The sequence below is a fragment of the Kitasatospora sp. NPDC056531 genome (assembly GCF_042794375.1).
In the GTDB taxonomy this organism is placed as follows: Bacteria; Actinomycetota; Actinomycetes; order Streptomycetales; family Streptomycetaceae; genus Kitasatospora.
This window is the reverse complement of the sequence record NZ_JBHTTU010000028.1, coordinates 9133-28030: the sequence shown is the minus strand read 5'-3', so window position 1 is coordinate 28030 and position 18898 is coordinate 9133. Positions and strand designations below refer to the sequence as shown.

Genomic DNA, 18898 nt, shown 5'->3' with positions numbered 1-18898 from the left:
CCCCGGAGGCGAGCGGGCGAGTCACAGCCCCGGAGGTCGGTGGACGAGCGGCGGGGCCCCACCGACGCGCCGGTGGGGCCCCGGAGTCAGCGCGTCAGCTCGCCTCGGAGCCCGCCGACTGGGCCGGGATCGCCGCGCCGAGCAGGGCCGGCGAGGCGTAGCGGGACCAGGACAGGCAGCCGTCGGGCGGGCAGAACTCGGGGCGGCGCGGGTCGTGCCCGAGCTCGCGCAGCTTGGTCCGGACGGAGTCGGGCGTACGGCCGAAGCGGGCGGCGATCCGGGCGACGGTCTCGCCGTCGTGGAAGCGCCGGACCAGCTCCTCCTCGTGCTGCGGCACCCAGGGGGCACCGTGGCCCGGGTACAGCTCGCGCAGCACGTCGCGGTCGGGGATGGGCTCGGAGACGTCGGCGACGATCGCCAGCGCCCGCAGCGCGCGGTTGAGCGCGATCCGCAGCGAGGCGACGTCCTCGACCGGCAGGCGGAGCTTGCCCGAGGCGAGCGGCGCCGCGGCCGCCCCCTCGCGCCAGCCGGTCAGGGTGAGGGTGACCTCGCGGTCGTCGTCGCTGGCGAGTTCGATCCGGAAGACCTTGTCGCCGAGCGGGAGCTCGTTGAGATGACGGAATGCCATGGCAGGACCCCCAAGTGTCGTGCCAGGTACGCACCTTGAGGGTGCGTCCTGAACACCTTCATTCTCTCGCGGGGGTCTGACAGTCCGGCCTCCCCGAGGGCCCGCTCAGCCCTTCTCCATGTAGGCCGCGCGGTCCTCGTCGAGCAGGCTCTCCAGCGCGGTGCGCAGCTCCGGGTGAACGGCGAGGTCCGGGTCCTCGGCGACCAGCCGGGTGGCCTCGGTCCGGGCGGTGAGGATGACCTCCTCGTCCTCCAGCACCGAGAGCACCTTGAGCGAGGACTTCACCCCGGACTGCGCCTGGCCCAGCACGTCGCCCTCGCGGCGCTGTTCGAGGTCGATCCGGGACAGCTCGAAACCGTCCAGGGTGCCGGCCACCGCGTCCAGCCGGGCCCGGGCGGCGCTGCCCCCGGGCATGTCGCTGACCAGCAGGCAAAGGCCCGCCGCGCTGCCACGGCCGACCCGGCCGCGCAGCTGGTGGAGCTGGGAGACGCCGAAGCGGTCGGCGTCCATGATGACCATCACGGTGGAGTTGGGGACGTTGACGCCGACCTCGATGACCGTGGTGGCGACCAGCACGTCCACCTCCCCGGCCGCGAACCGGCGCATCACCTCGTCCTTGGCCTCCGGGGCGAGCCGACCGTGCAGGATCTCCACCCGCAGGCCGCTCAGCGGGCCCTTGACGAGCTTCTCGGCGGTCTCCACCACCGAGAGCGGCGGCCTCCGGTCGTCACTGGCGGCGCCGATGTCGGCGACCTCCTCGAAGTCCTCCTCGGCCGCCTTGCGCTTCTTCTTCGACTCGCCCTTCGTGGCGGCCGCGGGCTCCTCGTCCCCGATCCGGGGGCAGACCACGTACGCCTGGTGGCCCTTGGCGACCTCCTCGCGGACCCGTTCCCAGGCCCGGGCGAGGAAGTTGGGCTTCTCCAGCGCGGGGACGACGTGGGTGGAGATCGGCGAGCGCCCGGCCGGGAGCTGGTCCAGGACGGAGGTCTCCAGATCGCCGAAGACGGTCATCGCGACGGTGCGCGGGATCGGGGTGGCGGTCATCACCAGCAGGTGCGGCGGCTGCTCGCCCTTGGCGCGCAGCGCGTCCCGCTGCTCGACGCCGAAGCGGTGCTGCTCGTCCACCACGACCAGGCCGAGGTCCTGGAACTGGACCTTGTCCTCGATCAGCGCGTGGGTGCCGATGGCGATCCCGGCGTCCCCGCAGGCCATGTCGAGCAGCGCCTGCCGGCGGGCGGGGACGCCCATCGAGCCGGTCAGCAGCACCACCCGGGTGCCGAGGTCGGAGCCGCCGAGCATTCCGCCCTCGGCCAGGTCCCCCATCATCTCGACGATCGAGCGGTGGTGCTGCTGGGCCAGCACCTCGGTGGGCGCGAGCAGGACGGCCTGGCCGCCCGCGTCCACCACGGCGAGCATCGCGCGCAGCGCGACGAGCGTCTTTCCCGATCCGACCTCGCCCTGGAGCAGGCGGTGCATCGGGTGCTCGGTCGCCAGGTCGGCGGCGATCTCGCCGGACACCTTCTGCTGGCCCTCGGTGAGGGTGAACGGCAGCCGGGCGTCGAAGGCGTCCAGCAGGCCGCCCTCGCGGGCCTTTCGCGGCTTGGCGGGCAGGGCGGAGTCGGCGGCGCGGCGCTGGGCGAGGGCGACCTGCAGCACGAAGGCCTCGTCCCAGCGCAGCCGGCTCTGGGCGCGCTCGCGGTCGGCCTGGCTGCGCGGGCGGTGGATCAGCTCCAGCGCCTCGGGCAGCGGGATCAGGTCGTGCCGCTCGCGCAGTTCGGCGGGCAGCGGTTCGCCGACGTCGCCGAGGTGCTTGGTGAGCGCGGTCTCGATGCAGATCGACAGCTTCCAGCTGGGCATCTGCGCGCTGGCGCCGTAGACCGGGATGAGCCGGCCGGCGAACTGCTTGGCGGCGTCGGAGCCTGCGTCCTCGTCGAGCAGTTGGTAGTCGGGTGAGACCAGTTGGCGGGTGCGGTTGAAGACACCGACCTTGCCGGCGAACAGGCCCTGGGCGCCGGCCTTGAGCTCCTTCTGCCGCCAGCCCTGGTTGAAGAAGACCAGGGAGAGCCGGCTGCGGCCGTCGGTGACCACGACCTCCAGGCGGTCGCCCTTGCGGCCGCGGAACGGGATCAGGGTGACCTTCTCGATCCGGGCCAGCACGGTGACGTGCTCGTCGATCTCCAGCTCGTCCAGGCTGGTGAGCTGGCCGCGCTCGACGTAGCGGCGCGGGTAGTGGTGCAGCAGGTCCCCGACCGTGCGCAGCTTGAGGCTGTCGGCGAGCACCTTCGCGGTGCGGTCGCCGACGAGCTTGGTCAGTGGTTCATCGAGAGCGCCCATCAGGCCCCTGTTTACACCACGGGACCGACAAACCGAGTGCTACTCGACCCCGATGAGCAGGGGCGTGGACTCCTGCCCGCCGTGGAAGACCACCGCGTCCACCTCCGGCCGCTGGTGGCGCACGTGCGCGACCAGCCGGTCGGCGAGCGTCCGGTCGGCGCCCTCGCCGAGGATCAGGGTGACGAGTTCGCCGCCGGCGCCGAGCATCCGGTCCAGCACGCTCTCGCCGACCTCGGCCAGTGCGCCGCCGATCACCGCGACGTCGCCGTCGATCAGGCCGAGCACGTCCCCGGCCTGGCAGACCCCGGCCATGGTCCAGGACTCCCCCTCGGCGACGGCGAGTTCGGCGTACCGGGTGGCCCCGGCGGCGGAGGTCATGGCGACCACGTCCTCGTCGAAGCGACGGCCGCCCTCGTGCACCGCGAGCGCCGCGAGCCCCTGGACCGGCGAGCGGGTGGGCAGGACGGCGATCCGCACGCCCTCCTCGCGCAGCTGGTCGGCGGCGGCCCCGGCGGCGGCGCGCAGTTCGGGGTCGTTGAGCAGCAGCACCACCTCGCGGGCGGCCGAGCGGTGGACCGCGGCGGCGAGTTCGGCGCTGGCCGGGCGGCGGTCCGGGTCGGTGTGCAGGGCGACGGCGCCGGCCTGCTCGCACAGTTCGGCCAGGCCCTCGCCGGAGACCACGCAGAGCACCGCGCGGGCCCGCTCCTCGCGCTCGCCGCGCTCGGCGGCGGTGCTGCCGGCCCGGGCGGCGGCCTCGGCGAAGTGGGTGATCCGGATCTGGTGCGGGCGCCCGGCCCCGACCCCGGCCTCCACGGCGGCGCCCGCGTCGTCCACGTGGACGTGTACGTTCCACAGGCCGTCGCCGCCGCCGATCACCAGGGAGTCGCCGAGCTCGCCGAGCCGCTCACGCAGCGCGGGCAGCGCCTGGTCGGGGGCGTCCAGCAGGTAGATGACCTCGAAGGCGGGGTGGCCCGGGCCGGGCGGCCGCAGGTGGACCTCGCAGGTCTCGACGGCCCGGACGTCCCCGCGCAGCGCGACCGGGCCCATCGGCTGCTGCCCGGCGACGGCGTCGGCGAGCGCGCCGAGCACGGCCACCAGGCCGCGTCCGCCGGCGTCCACCACCCCGTTCTCGGCCAGTACGGCGAGCTGCTCGGGGGTGTGCCGCAGCGCGTCCCGGGCGGCCCGGTAGGCGGTGTCGGCGACCTGCGCGAGCCCGTCCCCGGCCCGGACTGCTTCCCGGGCGGCGACCCGGGCGACGGTCAGCAGGGTGCCCTCGACGGGCTCGGCGACGGCCTGGTAGGCGGAGTCGGCGGCCCGCTGGAGGGCGGCCCGCAGCTGTTCGGCGCCGCCGCCGTCGGCGAGCGTCTCGGCGGTGCCGCGCAGCCACTGGGCGAGGATCACCCCGGAGTTGCCGCGGGCGCCGACCAGGGCGCCGCGGGCCATCGCCCGGACCGCGTCGGCCAGTCCGGGGGCCGGGTCGGCGGCGGGGTCGGCGAAGCGGCTCTCCACCTCGGCGGCGGCGGACTCGACGGTCAGGTAGAGGTTGGTGCCGGTGTCGCCGTCCGGCACGGGATAGACGTTGAGCGCGTCGATCTCCTCGCGGGCCTGGCCGAGCGCGCGCAGGGCGAGCTGGCACCAGGTGCGCACGGCCGGGGCGTCGAGCGTGTGCAGCACCAGGTCTCCTCCGGATGGGACGCCGATATGGCCTGACGGGCAGTGGCATGGGGTGATACCGGCAGGTTATCGGGGGCCGGGCGGGGCCGCCCGGACCGGCGACCGGAGCGATCACTCAGCCGGTCATGGTAGTTTCGTGGGACGGAAGCAAGCGTTGTATGCTCTTCCGGTTGCCTGGAACCGTCCAGGCTCACCCCCTTGTCCGGTCTGGTTCACGTGAGTGCTCCGGTGGGTGGGCGGGGTTTTCGAAAGTAACTGATCTGAAGTCTTGGAGTGACTCCTGTGGCTGCCAACTGCGACGTCTGCGGCAAGGGGCCGGGCTTCGGCAACAGCATCTCCCACTCTCACCGCCGTACCCCCCGTCGTTGGAACCCCAACATCCAGACGGTGCGCGCTGTGATTGGGCGGACGCCGAAGCGGCTCAACGTCTGCACCTCGTGCATCAAGGCCGGTAAGGTCTCGCGCTGACGCGCAGACCGGCATGCCGGTCCTCCAGTGAGCCGGTTCATCCTCGGATGGACCGGCTTCGCTGTTCCCGGGACCGGTCAGGCTTTCCGGACGTAACCGTGGTGGGCGGGCTCCCTTGGGGGCCCGCCCATCACTGCTTTCCGGCACTGCTCCCCGGCTGACGGCTAGCGCCAGCGCCAGGCGTGGTCGACCGGGCCGATCCCGGCGCCCAGCGCGAAGCCCCCGGCGATCGCGCCGGTGATGTACTCCTTGGCCGAGCCCACCGCCTCGGGCAGCGACTCGCCCTTGGCCAGGCCGGCCGCGATCGAGCTGGCCAGGGTGCAGCCGGTGCCGTGGGTGTGCCGGTTGTCGTAGCGCGGCGCGCGGTACCAGTGCACCTCGTCCGGCCCGCCGTACAGCAGGTCGGCGGCCTCGCCCTCCAGGTGGCCGCCCTTGACCAGCGCCCAGCTCGGCCCGAGGTCGACCAGCGCCCGGGCGGCGTCCAGCATCTGCGACTCGTCCTCGACCGTCCGGCCGGTGAGCTGGGTCACCTCGTGCAGGTTGGGGGTGACCACGGTGGCGACCGGCAGCAGCTTCTCCCGGACGGTGGCCACCGCCTCGGCGGCCAGCAGCGCGTCCCCGTGCTTGGAGACGCCGACCGGGTCGACCACCACCGGGGCGGCCACCCCGGACAGCAGCTCGGAGACGGTCTCGACCAGTTCGATCGAGGCGAGCATGCCGGTCTTCACGGCCTGCACCCCGATGTCGTCCACCACGCTGCGGAACTGCGCCCGCACGGCCTCGGCGGGCAGCTCCCAGTAGCCCTGGACGCCGAGCGAGTTCTGCGCGGTGACGGCGGTGATCACGCTCATGCCGTGGACGCCGAGGGCGAGCATCGCCTTGAGGTCGGCCTGGATGCCGGCGCCGCCGCCGGAGTCGGAGCCGGCGATCGTGAGGACTCGGGGTGGCGCATCGGAGGGACCGCGCGAAGCGCGTCGACCAGGGGCGGGGGTGGGAGACGGGAGGGACATGAGGTCAACCTACCCCTGAAGGTTCAGAGCACCGCCTCGGCCTCCGCCCAGCGGTCCTCCGGCACCGTCTTCAGCCGGGTCACCGCGTCACCGATCGGCACCAGCTCGATCTCGGTCCGGCGCAGCGCGGTGAAGTGCCCGAAGGCGCCCTGATGGACGGCCTCCACCGCGTGCCAGCCGAAGCGCGAGGCGAGCACCCGGTCCCGGGCGGTCGGGATACCGCCGCGCTGGACGTGACCGAGGATGACCGGGCGGGCCTCCTTGCCGAGCAGGTTCTCCAGCTCGTGGGCGAGCCGGTTGCCGATCCCGCCGAAGGTGCGGTGCCCGAACTGGTCGACCTCGCCGTGGTCGAAACGCATGGTGCCGGGCTGCGGGGCCGCGCCCTCGGCGACGGCGATGATGGCGAACTTCTTGCCGCGGGCGAAGCGGTCGTCGACCATCCGGGCCACCGCCTCGATGTCGAAGGGCTTCTCCGGGATCAGGATGCCGTGCGCACCGCCGGCCATGCCCGCGGTCAGGGTGATCCAGCCGGTGTGCCGGCCCATCAACTCGACCACCATGACGCGCTGGTGGGACTCGGCGGTGGTCTTCAGCCGGTCGATCGCCTCGGTCGCGACGTGCACCGCGGTGTCGAAGCCGAAGGTGACGTCGGTGGCGTCGATGTCGTTGTCGATGGTCTTCGGCACCGCGACCACCGGCAGCCCGGCGTCGCTGAACAGCTTGGCCGCGGTGAGCGTCCCCTCGCCGCCGATCGCGATCAGCGCGTCGATGCCGATGTCCCGGGCCAGCGTCCGCGCGTTCTCCACCGCCCAGGCGATCCGCTCCCGCCGTACCCGGGCCGAGCCCAGGATGGTGCCGCCGAGGGTGAGCAGGCCGGTGACGTCGTCGTGCGTGACCGGCCGGGTGCGGCCCTCGATCAGGCCGAGGAAGCCGTCCTCGATGCCGACGATCTCGTCCCCGTGGACGTCCGTTCCCCGGTGCACCACCGATCTGATCACCGCGTTGAGGCCGGGGCAGTCGCCGCCGCTGGTCAGTACACCGATGCGCATGTGTGGTGTGCTCCCACTCGCAGTGGTTCAGGCCACCCGCGAGGGACGGCGGGCGGGCTCGGATGCCGCAAGCCTACGCAAAACGCACCCCCGAAGCCCGTCCGCCGCACGCCCGGAGCGTCACGTGCCGCACCGGCGTCCAGCGCCCATCGGCCGTACTCCGTAGGCCAGTCGGCGAACCCGCCCCGGAGACGAGCGGGCGAATCCCGGCCCCGAGCCGAAGGGGCGCGCCGGTACCGAAAGGGAGAAGCGACCAGCGAGGCACGAGCGCCGGAGCGCCGACCGTCGGCACCGGGCCGGAGCGCCCCGGAGACGAGCGGGCGAATAACGCTCACTCGGCGAAGTGGTCCCAGCCGCCGACCCGGTCCCAGGGTGCGCCGTCCACCGTCACCCGGCCGCTGCGCGAGCCCCGCGGACGACCGGTCACCTCACCCACCACCCGCCAGCGGGCCGGGAGTTGGACCCCGCGCGGGAAGGTGGCCACGATCGCGTGGTCCTCGCCGCCGGACAGCACCCAGACCAGCGGGTCCACCCCGACCGCCTGGCCGATGTCGGCCATCTGCGCCGGGACGTCGAAGTCGGCGGCCCTGAGGTCGATGTCCACGTCGCTGGCCCGGGCCACGTGGCCGAGGTCGGCGACCAGCCCGTCACTCACGTCGATCATCGAGGTCGCGCCCAACTCGGCGGCGGCCGGGCCCGCGTGGTACGGCGGCTCGGGCCGGCGGTGCGCCTCGACGAAGGCACGCGGGGAGCGGAAGCCGCGCTGCAGCACGGTCAGTCCGGCGGCCGACCAGCCGAGCCAACCGGTCACCGCGACCACGTCGCCGACCTGGGCACCGGAGCGCGTCACCGCCGCGCGCCCCTGGAGGTCGCCGAGCGCCGTGATCGCCAGCGTGACGGTGTCGCCGCGCACCACGTCGCCGCCGACCACCGTCGCCCCGGCCACCTGGCACTCGTCGCGCAGCCCGTCCATCAGCTCGGTGGCCCAGGTGGTCGGCAGGTCGGCGGGGGCGACCAGGCCGAGCAGTATCGCGGTCGGCACCGCGCCCATCGCGGCCACGTCGGCGAGGTTCTGGGCGGCGGCCTTGCGGCCCACGTCGTAGGCGGTGGACCAGTCCCGGCGGAAGTGCCGGTGCTCGATCAGGATGTCCGTGGTGGCCACCACCCGGCCGTCCGGAGCCTTCACCACCGCGGCGTCGTCCCCGGGACCGAGGTCGACCGCGTCGGTGAGCGGTACCCGGGCGGTCAGCTCCTTGATGAGGCCGAACTCGCCCAGCTCGCCCACGGTCCCCTGCATCTGCCGTCCTCTCGCGTTTCCATCCGGGTCTGGCTCCCCCGCGCGCAGCGTACGCCCTTCGAGGGTGCGGAAGTCTCCCCTCCCCGGCCCGCTGCACGGTAGCGTGGTGATCAGTCTGCCGGTGAACCCGTTCCCACCCCTGTGCCCGACCGGGCGATCACGGCGGCGACCCCCGTAACCGGCCGCCGGGAGGCCCCCGTGGTACAGGCATACATCCTGATCCAGACCGAGGTCGGAAAGGCCAGCGCCGTGGCCGACACGATCGGCGAGATCCCCGGAGTGCTCACCGCCGAGGACGTCACCGGCCCGTACGACGTGATCGTCAAGGCCGAGGCCGACACCGTGGACGACCTGGGCCGCATGGTCGTCGCCAACGTCCAGAAGGTCGAGGGCATCACCCGCACCCTCACCTGTCCGGTGGTGCACCTGTAGCCCCCGCTACCATCGGCGGGTGGCCAGAGAACTCCGCATCCCCAGGGCGCTGACCGCGCTTCCGGCGCCGGTCCGCTGGCTGGCCGTGCCGGTCGCACTGACCTGCACGGTCGTGGTGCTGATCGGCAGTTGGAGTTCGGCCGACCCCCAGGTCGAGGTTCCGCGGCCGAGCGGGAAGGCCGCGGACTACTGCCGCGCGCTCTCCGCCGCGCTGCCGCAGGAGTTGCTCGGGCACGCCCGCAAGGACCCGTCGCCCGCGTCCCCGTACACGGCGGCCTGGGGCAGCTCGCCCCGGACGGTGCTGCGCTGCGGCATCGACCGACCCGAGGAGCTGGACGGCGACCACGCCGCGGACTGGTCCCCGACCGCCGACGACCTCACCTGGTGGTCGCAGAAGCTCGGCGACGGCGGCTACCGCTTCGTGACGACCATGCGCGCCGCCTACGTCGAGGTGACCGTCCCGGCCGGCGCCGCGCAGAACCCCTTCGACCCGGCGGCCGCCCTGAGCGACCTGGTGAAGGCCAAGATCCCGGGCTGAGGTCCGGAGCCCAGCGGGCGAGTCCCCGCCCCGAGCCAGCGAGTGACAGGCGAGCGGGCGAGTCACAGGGCGGGCCGGGAGCTTCCCGGCCCGCCCTCGCGCCGTCCGTACGACTACCGCAGCCCGGTCGAGCGGCGCAGCGCCGACGCCAGCAGCCGGTCGATCAGCTCCGCGTACGCGACCCCGCTGGCCTCCCACATCTTCGGGTAGGCGGAGATCGGGGTGAAGCCCGGCATGGTGTTGATCTCGTTGATCATCCAGGTGCCGTCCTCCAGCAGGAAGAAGTCCACCCGGGCCAAGCCCTCGCAGCCGAAGGCCTCGAACGCGACCACGGCCTGGCGCCGGATCTCGGCGGTCTCCTCGGCGGTCAGCCGCGCCGGGATCTGCACCTCGGAGGAGTCGATGTACTTGGCCTCGAAGTCGTAGAAGTCGAAGCCCTCACCGACCAGCACCTCGGCCGGGACGCTGGCCCGCGGGCCGTCCTCGAACTCCAGCACGCCGCACTCGATCTCGCGGCCGGAGACACCGGCCTCGATGATCAGCTTGGGGTCGTGCCGACGGGCCTCCTCGATCGCGGCGTCCAGCTCGGCGAGGTCGCGGACCTTGGTGATGCCGATGCTGGAGCCGGCCCGGCAGGGCTTCACGAACAGCGGCAGGCCGAGCCCGGCGGCGCGCTCGCGCACTGCCGCGCGGCCCTGTTCGGTCTCCCAGTCCCGCGGCCGCACGATGGTGTAGCTGCCGACGTTCAGGCCGTGCGAGGCCAGGATCCGCTTGGCGAACTCCTTGTCCATGCCGGCCGCGCTGGCCAGCACGCCGTTGCCCACGTACGGGACGCCGGAGAGCTCCAGCAGGCCCTGCAGGGTGCCGTCCTCGCCCCACGGGCCGTGCAGCAGCGGGAACACCACGTCGACCTCGCCGAGGGCCTTGGGGGCGCTTCCCGGCTCGCTGAGGACCACTTCCCGGTTGCCCGGGGCGGAGGGCAGGGCGACCTGCCCCTCGACGGACTCGGCGACGTGCGCCACGTCCGGCAGCCTGCCGTCGGTGATGGCCATCCGGGCCGGCTCGTCGCTGGTCAGCGCCCAGCGGCCCTCGTGCGTGATGCCGATCGGCAGCACGTCGTACTTGTCGCGGTCGATCGCCCTGAGCACACTGCCCGCGGTGGAGACCGAGATGGCGTGCTCGGAGCTGCGGCCGCCGAAGACCAGCGCGACGCGCGGCTTGCGGGCGGACGGGTTCGGGGAGGACTGTTCGATGCTCATATCGGGTTTGAGACTACCGTGCGAGCTGTTTCCGGGAAGTCAACGGTCGCCCGACGGGCCTCGGAGCGCCGGACAGGGGAGTCCCGGAGCCTCAGCGCCGTTCCGCCTTGGCCGAGCGGGACATCAGCGTCTGCAGCGCCTCCTGGGTGGGCCGCCCGTTGTGCACCACGTCCACCACGGCCTCGACGATCGGCATGTCGACCCCGCTGCGCCGGGCCAGGTCCAGCACCGACTCGCAGGACTTGACGCCCTCCGCGGTCTGCCGGGTGGCCGCGATGGTCTCGGCCAGCGACATGCCGCGGCCCAGGTTCATGCCGAAGGTGTTGTTGCGCGACAGCGGCGAGGAGCAGGTGGCGACCAGGTCGCCCATCCCCGCGAGCCCCGCGAAGGTGTGCGGGTCGGCGCCCAGCACCTCGCCGAGCCGGGTGGTCTCGGCCAGCCCGCGGGTGATCAGGGTCGCCTTGGTGTTGTCGCCGAGCCCCATGCCGGCCGCCATGCCGACGGCCAGGCCGATCACGTTCTTGACGGCGCCGCCGAGTTCGCAACCGACCACGTCGGTGTTGGTGTACGGCCGGAAGTACGGCGTGTGGCAGGCCGCCTGGAGCCGCTTGGCGACCGCCTCGTCGGTGCAGGCGACCACGCTGGCGGCGGGCTGCCGGTTGGCGATCTCCTTGGCCAGGTTGGGCCCGCTGACCACCGCGACGCGCTCCGGGCCGACCTTGGTGACCTCGTCGATCACCTCGCTCATCCGCTTGGCGGTGCCGAGTTCGATCCCCTTCATCAGGCTCACCAGCACGGTCTGCGGCTCGATATGCGGCGCCCAGGCGGCCAAGTTGTCACGCAGCGTCTGCGAGGGCACCACCAGCACCGCGAAGTCGGCGCCGGCCAGCGCCTCGGCGGCGTCGGTGGTGGCCCGGACGGTGTCGGGCAGCCGGACGCCCGGCAGGTAGTCCGGGTTCTCGTGGGTGGTGTTGACTGCGTCCACCAGCTCCTGGCGGCGCGCCCACAGCACGACCTCGCAGCCCGCGTCCGCCAGCACCATCGCGAAGGCGGTGCCCCAGGATCCGGTCCCCATCACTGCGCAGCGGGTCACCGGCCCGTCCCCTCACCGTCGTTGTCGTTCCTGGCGCCCTTGGCCCGGGGGCGCTCGGCCATCGCGGCGGCGGCCCGCTCGCGGGCGGCCTTGCGCATGTCGTAGCGCTCGGCCGGCGGCTCCTCGCCGCGGATTCCGGCCAGCACGGCGGTGATCGCCGTCATGATGTCCTCGGTCGCGTCGGAGAGCACCTGGGCGGTCAGCTCCTGGCCCTGGTACTTGCTGAGGTCCACCGCGGGCCCGGCCGCGACGGTGACCTTGTGGCGCGGGAAGAGGTTGAACTTGCCCTTGCCGTAACCGGGCCGGCCGTACGGCGGGATAATCTCGTGGGCGCCCCAGTGCGCGACCGGGATGACCGGCGCACCCGTCATCAGCGCGACCCGGGCGACGCCGTTCTTGCCGGTCATCGGCCACAGGTCCGGGTCCCGGGTGAGCGTTCCCTCCGGGTAGAACTGAACGCACTGCCCGCCGTTGACGGCGTCGATCGCGGCCCGGAAGGCTTGCGCGGCGTCGGTGGACTCGCGGAACACCGGAATCTGGCCGGTCTTGCGCAGCATGAATCCGATGAAGGGAATCGAGAACAACGAGGATTTGCCGAGAATCCGCGGCGGACGGCCGCTGTTGTACTGCCAGTGCGCGTAGACCACCGGATCGATGATCGAATTGTGGTTCACCGCGGCGATGAAGCCGCCTTCCTTCGGAATGTGCTCCCAGCCCCGCCAGTCGGGCTTCACCAGGGCGGTCGTCACCGGCTTCACCAGCACGGCCGCGAAGCGGTACCAGATGCCGTAGTCGGCATTGCCGAACTTGGCGTACGAGCGGCGGGCCACCCCAGCTCCTTCTCATCACATGCGGCACGTGGGGTGCCGCGGTCAGTGCGTCCCGGTGCCACGCACCGGCCTGCCTGGTGCCCGGTCACGGGCGCGGAACAGTGTCGCCCGCTCGCTCACCGGCTGTCGAGCGACCGCGCCAACCCGCCCGACCGCCGTGATCAAACGCACGTCCACACAGCTCGGACGGCCTGGCGAGGGCTCCGGGACCGGCGTCACAATGACGCCGATGACCCAGGACACCGTACGCCCCAGCGGGCCCGCCGCGCCCGCCGCACCCGTCGCCGACTGGTCGCTGGTGCTGCCGCTCAAGCCGCTCACCCTGGCGAAGAGCAGACTGGCCCCGTACGCCGGGCCGCACCGGCCGGACCTGGCCCTGTCCTTCGCGCTCGACACCGTCACCGCGGCACTCGCCACGCCGGGCGTGGCCCGGGTCCTGGTGGTCACCAGGGACGCCGTCGCCGGCGCCCGGTTGGCGGCGCTGGGCGCCCTGCTCGTCGCCGACGAGCCGGGCGGTGGCCTCAACCCGGCGCTGGCACACGGCGCCTCGGCCGCACTGACGATCGCCCCGCGGGCACCGCTGGCCGCCCTCTCGGCCGACCTGCCCGCCCTGCGCCCGGCCGAACTGGCCAGGGTGCTGGGCGCGGTGCCGCCGGACGGCCGGGCCTTCCTGCCGGACTCCCCCGGCCTCGGCACCACCCTGCTCGCCAGCGCCCCCGGCCACCCGCTCTCCCCCGCCTTCGGGGACGGCTCACGGGCCCGGCACGCGGCCGGAGGGGCGCTCGAACTGCGCCTGGCGGACGTGGAGTCGGTGCGCCGGGACGTCGACACCGGCAGCGACCTCGGCGAGGCCGCGAGGCTCGGCCTCGGCCCGCACACCAGTGCCCTGTTCGCCCGTCTGGGCCGGTCCCGCCCGCAGACCTGACCGCAGTCCCGACCCCCGGTCCCGACCGGAGGCCCGCCCGAGGGTCCTGGCCCGGGGGCCTGTCGGACCCGCTCGCTATGCTGCAGGCATGCAGGCCACCGCGTTCACCTTCGACCCCGACACCAGGGCCGGCTCCGTGCTGCTCGACGACGGGACCCCGGTGCCGTTCGACGCGGCCGCCTTCGACGCCGGCGGCCTGCGGCTGCTGCGGCCCGGCCAGCGGGTGCGGATCCGCACCGAGGGCACCGGCGAGGCCCGCCGGGTGGTCTTCGTGACCCTGCAGACCTTCCCCGACCCGGCCGACGAACGCTGACCGGGCCGGGCTTCGGACCGCGCCGACCGCGCTTTCCACGCCTCGGGCACCGGCCGCCGCCTAATCCTGACCAAGCGCCCGGAAAACGAAAGAGCCGCGGCCACCCGGTCCCCGCAATTCGCGGAAGGGGTGCCGCGGCTCTGAGCCGAAGGCCGTCCGAGGACAGTCGCGCGGGACTTACTTGGCAGTGGTCTTGCGCGCGGTGGTCTTGCGGGTGGCGGTCTTCTTCGCCGGAGCCGTCTTCTTCGCCGTGGCGGTCGCCTTCTTGGCGGTGGCCGTGGTCTTCTTGGCGGCGGCGGCGGTGGTGGTCGCCTTCTTGGCGGCGGCCGTCTTCTTGGTCGCGGTCGCCGTGGTCTTCTTGGCGGCGGCGGCGGTGGTCGCCTTCTTGGCGGCGGGCGCCTTCTTCGCGGCGGTGGCCGTGGTCTTCTTGGCGGCAGCCGTGGTGGCCGTCTTCTTGGCGGCGGCCTTCTTCGTCGCGGCCGGGGCGGCGGCAGCGGCGGCGGCGCGCTTGGTGGCGGCGCGCTTGGCGGCCGGGGTGGCGGCGACGCCGGCCTTGCCCGGGGTGAGGGAGCCCTTGGGGGCCTTCTTCACCGAGGGGCCTTCCTTCGGCAGCTTCTTGCTGCCGCTGACCAGGTCCTTGAAGCCCTGGCCCGGACGGAAGCGGGGGACCGAGGTCTTCTTGACCTTGACCCGCTCGCCGGTCTGCGGGTTGCGGGCGAAGCGCGCGGAGCGCTCCACCTTCTCGAAGGTGCCGAAACCGGTGACCGAAACCCGGTCACCGGCCACAACGGCACGGACCATGGTGTCGAGCACTGCGTCGACGGCCTCTGCGGCAGCCTTGCGACCGCCCAGCTGCTCGGCCACCGCTTCGACAAGCTGAGCCTTGTTCACGTCTTCCCCTTCGGAAACGGGCGCCGGATGATTCCATCCGTTCTTTTCGCACGTTAGGTATGTATCTGCGGACTTTCAATTACCAAACGCGCGAATCACCCTAGTGTCGCAATGGATTTGCGCGTCCGCGACCTCAGTCGAGCGGCGGGCGCCCCTCGTCGAGGTCATGTACAAAGCGACTCAACCGCCGTGCCGCCTCGGGAAGATCGCGCTTGGCGGTCTCCGTGACGATGAGCAGTTGACGGGTGAGAGCGGTCTTTGCATCGGCAGACACGTTCAGCGCATGCACGCGGGCGTGAGCTTGCTTCAACCGCTCGGCCACAAGCGCGTAGAGCGCTGCGACTTCCTGGTCGTCCGGCCCCTCAGCTGGTGCGGAGGTGACGTCCGGCCGATCGTCAATTCGGCGTTCGGATCCCCGGCCCGTGGACTCCTCGGACGCGGGTTCGCCGCCCGCGTACGGAGGTTCATGGTGCCGGTGCATGTACTGATTGTGCCATCTACCCGCAGTTGTACTTGCGCGGGGCCCTCTTCCGCAAAGCCAAATGGGCAATCCGGGGCGGGCCTCGGCGCTAACTCGTGCTCCGGAACGCCGGATGGCCCGGCCCCCCCGAGGGGAGCGCGGGCCATCCGGTGGATCGTCAGAATGCTTGTTCTGAAGGCAACTCAGGAGACCGGCAGAGTACGGGGCTTGAACGCGGGGCGAGTCGCCTCGTAGGCCGCGATGTCGGCCTCGTTCTGCAGCGTGATGCTGATGTCGTCCAGCCCGTTGAGCAGCCTCCACCGCACGTTGTCGTCCAGTTCGAAGCTCGCGGTGACGCCTTCGGCGCGCACTTCGCGCTTCTCCAGATCAACGGTGATCTCGGCCGAAGGGTCACTCTCGGTGAGCACCCAGAGGCGCTCCACGGTCTCCTGCGGCAGCACGACGGTCAGCAGGCCGTTCTTCAGGGAGTTGCCGCGGAAGATGTCGGCGAAGCGCGAGGAGATGACCGCGTGGAAGCCGTAGTTCTGCAGCGCCCAGACGGCGTGCTCCCGGGAGGAGCCGGTGCCGAACTCGGGGCCGGCCACCAGGACGGTGGCGCCCTGGCGCTCGGGCCGGTTGAGGATGAACGACTCGTCCTTGCGCCAGGCCTCGAACAACCCGCCCTCGAAACCGGATCGGGTGACCTTCTTGAGCCAATGAGCCGGAATGATCTGGTCGGTGTCCACGTTGCTGCGGCGCAGCGGGACGGCCCGGCCGGTGTGGGTGGTGAACTTCTCCATGGCTCAGGCCTCCACGGTGACGTTGGCGGAAAGGTCCGACGGGGATGCGAGGCGGCCCAGGACGGCGGTCGCGGCGGCGACCTGCGGGGAGACCAGGTGGGTGCGGCCGCCCTTGCCCTGCCGGCCCTCGAAGTTGCGGTTCGAGGTGGAGGCGCAGCGTTCCCCGGGGGCGAGCTGGTCGGGGTTCATGCCCAGGCACATCGAGCAGCCGGCGTGCCGCCATTCGGCGCCGGCGGCGGTGAACACCTTGTCCAGGCCCTCCTCGACGGCCTGCAGGGCGACCCGGACCGACCCCGGGACGACCAGCATCCGTACGCCGTCGGCGACCTTGCGGCCCTCCAGCACGGCGGCGGCCGCCCGCAGGTCCTCGATCCGGCCGTTGGTGCAGGAGCCGACGAAGACGGCGTCGACCGTGACCTCGCGCAGCGGGGTGCCGGCCTCAAGGCCCATGTACGCCAGGGCGTTCTCGGCCGCCAGGCGCTCCTGCGGGTCGGCGAAGTCCGCGGGGTTCGGGACGCTGGAACCCAGCGGGGCGCCCTGGCCGGGGTTGGTGCCCCAGGTGACGAACGGGGTCAGCTCGCTCGCGTCGATGAAGATCTCGTGGTCGAAGACCGCGTCCTCGTCGGTGGCCAGGGTCTTCCAGTACGCGACGGCGGCGTCCCAGTCCTCGCCCTGCGGGGCGTGCGGGCGGCCCTCGAGGTAGGCGAAGGTGGTCTCGTCCGGGGCGATCATGCCGGCCCGGGCGCCGGCCTCGATGGACATGTTGCAGACGGTCATCCGGGCCTCCATGGACAGGCTCCGGATCGCCGAACCGCGGTACTCCAGGACGTAGCCCTGGCCGCCGCCGGTGCCGATCTTCGCGATGACGGCCAGGATCAGGTCCTTGGCCGTGACGCCCTCGGGCAGTTCGCCCTCGACGGTGATCGCCATGGTCTTGAACGGCGCCAGCGGCAGGGTCTGGGTGGCCAGCACGTGCTCGACCTGGCTGGTGCCGATGCCGAACGCCAGCGCGCCGAAGGCGCCGTGGGTCGAGGTGTGGGAGTCGCCGCAGACCACGGTGGTGCCGGGCTGGGTCAGGCCGAGCTGCGGGCCGACCACGTGCACCACGCCCTGCTCGACGTCGCCGAGCGAGTGGATCCGGACGCCGAACTCGGCCGCGTTCCGGCGCAGGGTCTCCAGCTGCACGCGGGAGACCGGGTCGGCGATCGGCTTGTCGATGTCCAGGGTCGGGGTGTTGTGGTCCTCGGTGGCGATCGTCAGATCGGTACGGCGGACCTTGCGGCCGGCCAGGCGCAGCCCGTCGAAGGCCTGCGGGCTGGTCACCTCGTGGAGCAGGTGCAGGTCGATGAACAGGAGGTCGGGCTCACCCTCCGCGCGCCGCACGACGTGGTCGTCCCAGACCTTCTCTGCGAGTGTCCGTCCCATCGGATTCCCTCCAGCCGGCCGCGTTGCCGGCCTTTTCGTGTCGTCGGGTAAACGCTTCCGCCGCCCACTGGGGGCGCGTTCGCGCAACCTGCACGCCGGATCGCTGTCCACGATGCGGACACTCTGGCGAGGTCCCATCCTGGATGTCTCCCGGGCTGCTGCATCCAGAGTGGCGCTTTTCCCGGAAGATTGAACTTGCGTCTCGCGGAATGAGACTGCAGTCTTAGCGCATGGACAACACTAGCGGCGTCGGCGTTCTCGACAAGGCCGCTCTGGTGCTGAGCGCACTGGAGTCGGGCCCCGCCACGTTGGCGGGGCTGGTCGCCGCCACCGGTCTGGCGCGCCCCACGGCCCACAGACTCGCCGTCGCACTCGAACACCACCGTCTGGTCACCAGAGACATGCAGGGGCGCTTCATCCTCGGCCCCCGGCTGTCCGAACTCTCCGCCGCGGCGGGCGAGGACCGGCTGCTCGCCACCGCGGGCCCGGTCCTGACCCACCTGCGCGACGTCACCGGCGAGAGCGCACAGCTCTACCGGCGCCAGGGCGAGATGCGGATCTGCGTAGCCGCCGCCGAGCGGCTCTCCGGCCTGCGGGACACCGTCCCGGTCGGCAGCACCCTGCCGATGAAGGCCGGCTCGGCCGCCCAGGTCCTGCTGGCCTGGGAGGAGCCCGAGCGGCTCCACCGCGGCCTCCAGGGCGCCCGCTTCACCGCCACCGCGCTGAGCGGCGTCCGGCGCCGCGGCTGGGCCCAGTCGATCGGCGAGCGGGAGCCGGGCGTCGCGTCCGTCTCCGCGCCCGTCCGCGGCCCCTCCAACCGCGTGGTGGCCGCCGTCTCCGTCTCCGGCCCGATCGAGCGGCTGACCCGCCACCCGGGCCGCCTGCACGCCCAGGCCATCATCGAGGCCGCGAACCGGCTCACCGAGGCGCTGCGCCGGAGCTGACCCGGCCGACTCCCCCACCCACCCCTCCCCCACCGAAAACGAAAGGGCCCCGCTCGACTCCGAGCGGGGCCCTTCAAAAGCATTTCCCGATGCAAAACAAAAAGACCCCGGAAACGGGGCCTTTCTAATTTCTGGCTGGGGTACCAGGACTCGAACCTAGACTAAATGAACCAGAATCACTCGTGCTGCCAATTACACCATACCCCAACACAAAGCAAGGGCCGATGGGCGAGCCCATCGGCTTCCTGCTCTGAAGTACCCCCGACCGGATTCGAACCGGCGCTACTGCCGTGAGAGGGCAGCGTGCTAGGCCGCTACACAACGGGGGCTCCTGGCGATCCCTTGCGGGATCAGTACCCCCGACCGGATTCGAACCGGCGCTACTGCCGTGAGAGGGCAGCGTGCTAGGCCGCTACACAACGGGGGCTTTCCAGGCGATCCCTTGCGGGATCAGTACCCCCGACCGGATTCGAACCGGCGCTACTGCCGTGAGAGGGCAGCGTGCTAGGCCGCTACACAACGGGGGCT

Annotated in this window: 19 protein-coding genes and 4 tRNA genes; 6 read left to right on the top strand and 17 right to left on the bottom strand. The window is 72.4% G+C overall.

All coding sequences use genetic code 11. The annotated features are described in order from the left end of the window. Positions 1-94: 94 nt before the first annotated feature. From ACFQ87_RS22990 to ACFQ87_RS22980, 3 genes are all read right to left on the bottom strand, one after another. The gene (locus ACFQ87_RS22990) at positions 95-628 is read right to left on the bottom strand and encodes a hypothetical protein (protein ID WP_380612666.1); all 534 of its coding nucleotides are present in this window, start codon (positions 626-628) and stop codon (positions 95-97) included. A gap of 105 nt (positions 629-733) precedes the next feature. Then, on the bottom strand, positions 734-2962 hold the full coding sequence (recG, locus tag ACFQ87_RS22985) for an ATP-dependent DNA helicase RecG (RefSeq protein ID WP_380612665.1): 2229 nt from the start codon (positions 2960-2962) through the stop codon (positions 734-736). 39 nt (positions 2963-3001) lie between these two features. Then, complete coding sequence (locus ACFQ87_RS22980; protein ID WP_380612664.1) at positions 3002-4636, bottom strand: DAK2 domain-containing protein; 1635 nt, start codon at positions 4634-4636, stop codon at positions 3002-3004. A 282-nt stretch (positions 4637-4918) separates the two neighbouring features. Here ACFQ87_RS22980 and rpmB point away from each other — a divergent pair, with 282 nt between their 5' ends. Continuing rightward, complete coding sequence (gene rpmB / locus ACFQ87_RS22975; protein ID WP_014138233.1) at positions 4919-5104, top strand: 50S ribosomal protein L28; 186 nt, start codon at positions 4919-4921, stop codon at positions 5102-5104. Positions 5105-5268: 164 nt separating this feature from the next. Here rpmB and thiD read toward each other — a convergent pair whose 3' ends face one another. The 3 genes from thiD to ACFQ87_RS22960 form a co-directional block, all read right to left on the bottom strand. Continuing rightward, the gene (thiD, locus tag ACFQ87_RS22970; RefSeq protein WP_380612663.1) at positions 5269-6114 is read right to left on the bottom strand and encodes a bifunctional hydroxymethylpyrimidine kinase/phosphomethylpyrimidine kinase; all 846 of its coding nucleotides are present in this window, start codon (positions 6112-6114) and stop codon (positions 5269-5271) included. A 23-nt stretch (positions 6115-6137) separates the two neighbouring features. Next, on the bottom strand, positions 6138-7163 hold the full coding sequence (locus ACFQ87_RS22965) for an ATP-dependent 6-phosphofructokinase (protein WP_380612662.1): 1026 nt from the start codon (positions 7161-7163) through the stop codon (positions 6138-6140). A gap of 331 nt (positions 7164-7494) precedes the next feature. Next, positions 7495-8460, bottom strand: coding sequence for a thiamine-phosphate kinase (locus ACFQ87_RS22960; RefSeq protein WP_380612661.1), 966 nt, complete (start codon positions 8458-8460; stop codon positions 7495-7497). Positions 8461-8658: 198 nt separating this feature from the next. On the opposite strand from ACFQ87_RS22960, the gene ACFQ87_RS22955 reads away from it, so the two are divergent. Continuing rightward, positions 8659-8892: an Lrp/AsnC family transcriptional regulator gene (locus ACFQ87_RS22955; RefSeq protein WP_380612660.1), complete on the top strand. Its 234-nt coding sequence runs from the start codon at positions 8659-8661 to the stop codon at positions 8890-8892. Positions 8893-8911: 19 nt separating this feature from the next. Continuing rightward, entirely contained in the window at positions 8912-9430 is a 519-nt protein-coding gene (locus ACFQ87_RS22950; protein ID WP_380612659.1) for a DUF3515 domain-containing protein, read from the top strand. A 113-nt stretch (positions 9431-9543) separates the two neighbouring features. On the opposite strand, the gene ACFQ87_RS22945 is transcribed toward ACFQ87_RS22950, so the two are convergent. The 3 genes from ACFQ87_RS22945 to ACFQ87_RS22935 form a co-directional block, all read right to left on the bottom strand. Then, positions 9544-10689 carry a D-alanine--D-alanine ligase family protein gene (locus ACFQ87_RS22945; protein WP_380612658.1) on the bottom strand — a complete coding sequence of 382 codons (1146 nt, stop codon included), beginning with the start codon at positions 10687-10689 and terminating at the stop codon, positions 9544-9546. A 91-nt stretch (positions 10690-10780) separates the two neighbouring features. Continuing rightward, on the bottom strand, positions 10781-11764 hold the full coding sequence (locus ACFQ87_RS22940; protein ID WP_380612719.1) for an NAD(P)H-dependent glycerol-3-phosphate dehydrogenase: 984 nt from the start codon (positions 11762-11764) through the stop codon (positions 10781-10783). 14 nt (positions 11765-11778) lie between these two features. Next, complete coding sequence (locus ACFQ87_RS22935; RefSeq protein WP_380612657.1) at positions 11779-12612, bottom strand: lysophospholipid acyltransferase family protein; 834 nt, start codon at positions 12610-12612, stop codon at positions 11779-11781. A 229-nt stretch (positions 12613-12841) separates the two neighbouring features. Here ACFQ87_RS22935 and cofC point away from each other — a divergent pair, with 229 nt between their 5' ends. Next, positions 12842-13537 (top strand): 2-phospho-L-lactate guanylyltransferase, encoded by a 696-nt coding sequence (gene cofC / locus ACFQ87_RS22930; RefSeq protein WP_380612656.1) that lies wholly within the window; start codon positions 12842-12844, stop codon positions 13535-13537. Positions 13538-13625: 88 nt separating this feature from the next. Beyond that, a complete protein-coding gene (locus ACFQ87_RS22925; protein ID WP_380612655.1) occupies positions 13626-13850 on the top strand; it encodes a hypothetical protein in 225 nt (74 codons plus the stop codon). A 177-nt stretch (positions 13851-14027) separates the two neighbouring features. Here ACFQ87_RS22925 and ACFQ87_RS22920 read toward each other — a convergent pair whose 3' ends face one another. The 4 genes from ACFQ87_RS22920 to leuC all read right to left on the bottom strand — a co-directional run bounded on the left by ACFQ87_RS22920 (position 14028) and on the right by leuC (position 17426). Beyond that, positions 14028-14741 carry an HU family DNA-binding protein gene (locus ACFQ87_RS22920; protein ID WP_380612654.1) on the bottom strand — a complete coding sequence of 238 codons (714 nt, stop codon included), beginning with the start codon at positions 14739-14741 and terminating at the stop codon, positions 14028-14030. Positions 14742-14874: 133 nt separating this feature from the next. Next, positions 14875-15222 carry a hypothetical protein gene (locus ACFQ87_RS22915; protein WP_380612653.1) on the bottom strand — a complete coding sequence of 116 codons (348 nt, stop codon included), beginning with the start codon at positions 15220-15222 and terminating at the stop codon, positions 14875-14877. A 182-nt stretch (positions 15223-15404) separates the two neighbouring features. After that, positions 15405-16001, bottom strand: coding sequence for a 3-isopropylmalate dehydratase small subunit (gene leuD, locus ACFQ87_RS22910; RefSeq protein WP_380612652.1), 597 nt, complete (start codon positions 15999-16001; stop codon positions 15405-15407). Between the two features lie 3 nt (positions 16002-16004). Further along, on the bottom strand, positions 16005-17426 hold the full coding sequence (leuC, locus tag ACFQ87_RS22905; RefSeq protein WP_380612651.1) for a 3-isopropylmalate dehydratase large subunit: 1422 nt from the start codon (positions 17424-17426) through the stop codon (positions 16005-16007). A 230-nt stretch (positions 17427-17656) separates the two neighbouring features. Here leuC and ACFQ87_RS22900 point away from each other — a divergent pair, with 230 nt between their 5' ends. After that, positions 17657-18370: an IclR family transcriptional regulator gene (locus ACFQ87_RS22900; RefSeq protein ID WP_030246527.1), complete on the top strand. Its 714-nt coding sequence runs from the start codon at positions 17657-17659 to the stop codon at positions 18368-18370. Positions 18371-18502: 132 nt separating this feature from the next. On the opposite strand, the gene ACFQ87_RS22895 is transcribed toward ACFQ87_RS22900, so the two are convergent. The 4 genes from ACFQ87_RS22895 to ACFQ87_RS22880 all read right to left on the bottom strand — a co-directional run bounded on the left by ACFQ87_RS22895 (position 18503) and on the right by ACFQ87_RS22880 (position 18897). Further along, positions 18503-18577, bottom strand: a tRNA-Gln gene (locus ACFQ87_RS22895). Between the two features lie 49 nt (positions 18578-18626). Then, positions 18627-18699 (bottom strand) — tRNA-Glu (locus ACFQ87_RS22890). Between the two features lie 25 nt (positions 18700-18724). Then, a tRNA-Glu gene (locus ACFQ87_RS22885) sits at positions 18725-18797 on the bottom strand. Positions 18798-18824: 27 nt separating this feature from the next. Further along, positions 18825-18897 (bottom strand) — tRNA-Glu (locus ACFQ87_RS22880). Position 18898 lies beyond the last annotated feature (1 nt).

What these genes read in the sequence shown, in the direction of transcription:
- ACFQ87_RS22915 (WP_380612653.1), bottom strand. Translation starts at nt 15,222, where the DNA reads ATGCACCGGCACCATGAACCTCCGTACGCGGGCGGCGAACCCGCGTCC.
- ACFQ87_RS22965 (WP_380612662.1), bottom strand. Translation starts at nt 7,163, where the DNA reads ATGCGCATCGGTGTACTGACCAGCGGCGGCGACTGCCCCGGCCTCAAC.
- ACFQ87_RS22900 (WP_030246527.1), top strand. Translation starts at nt 17,657, where the DNA reads ATGGACAACACTAGCGGCGTCGGCGTTCTCGACAAGGCCGCTCTGGTG.
- ACFQ87_RS22990 (WP_380612666.1), bottom strand. Translation starts at nt 628, where the DNA reads ATGGCATTCCGTCATCTCAACGAGCTCCCGCTCGGCGACAAGGTCTTC.
- ACFQ87_RS22960 (WP_380612661.1), bottom strand. Translation starts at nt 8,460, where the DNA reads ATGCAGGGGACCGTGGGCGAGCTGGGCGAGTTCGGCCTCATCAAGGAG.
- ACFQ87_RS22945 (WP_380612658.1), bottom strand. Translation starts at nt 10,689, where the DNA reads ATGAGCATCGAACAGTCCTCCCCGAACCCGTCCGCCCGCAAGCCGCGC.
- ACFQ87_RS22940 (WP_380612719.1), bottom strand. Translation starts at nt 11,764, where the DNA reads ATGGGGACCGGATCCTGGGGCACCGCCTTCGCGATGGTGCTGGCGGAC.
- recG (WP_380612665.1), bottom strand. Translation starts at nt 2,962, where the DNA reads ATGGGCGCTCTCGATGAACCACTGACCAAGCTCGTCGGCGACCGCACC.
- cofC (WP_380612656.1), top strand. Translation starts at nt 12,842, where the DNA reads ATGACCCAGGACACCGTACGCCCCAGCGGGCCCGCCGCGCCCGCCGCA.
- leuD (WP_380612652.1), bottom strand. Translation starts at nt 16,001, where the DNA reads ATGGAGAAGTTCACCACCCACACCGGCCGGGCCGTCCCGCTGCGCCGC.
- leuC (WP_380612651.1), bottom strand. Translation starts at nt 17,426, where the DNA reads ATGGGACGGACACTCGCAGAGAAGGTCTGGGACGACCACGTCGTGCGG.
- ACFQ87_RS22925 (WP_380612655.1), top strand. Translation starts at nt 13,626, where the DNA reads ATGCAGGCCACCGCGTTCACCTTCGACCCCGACACCAGGGCCGGCTCC.
- thiD (WP_380612663.1), bottom strand. Translation starts at nt 6,114, where the DNA reads ATGTCCCTCCCGTCTCCCACCCCCGCCCCTGGTCGACGCGCTTCGCGC.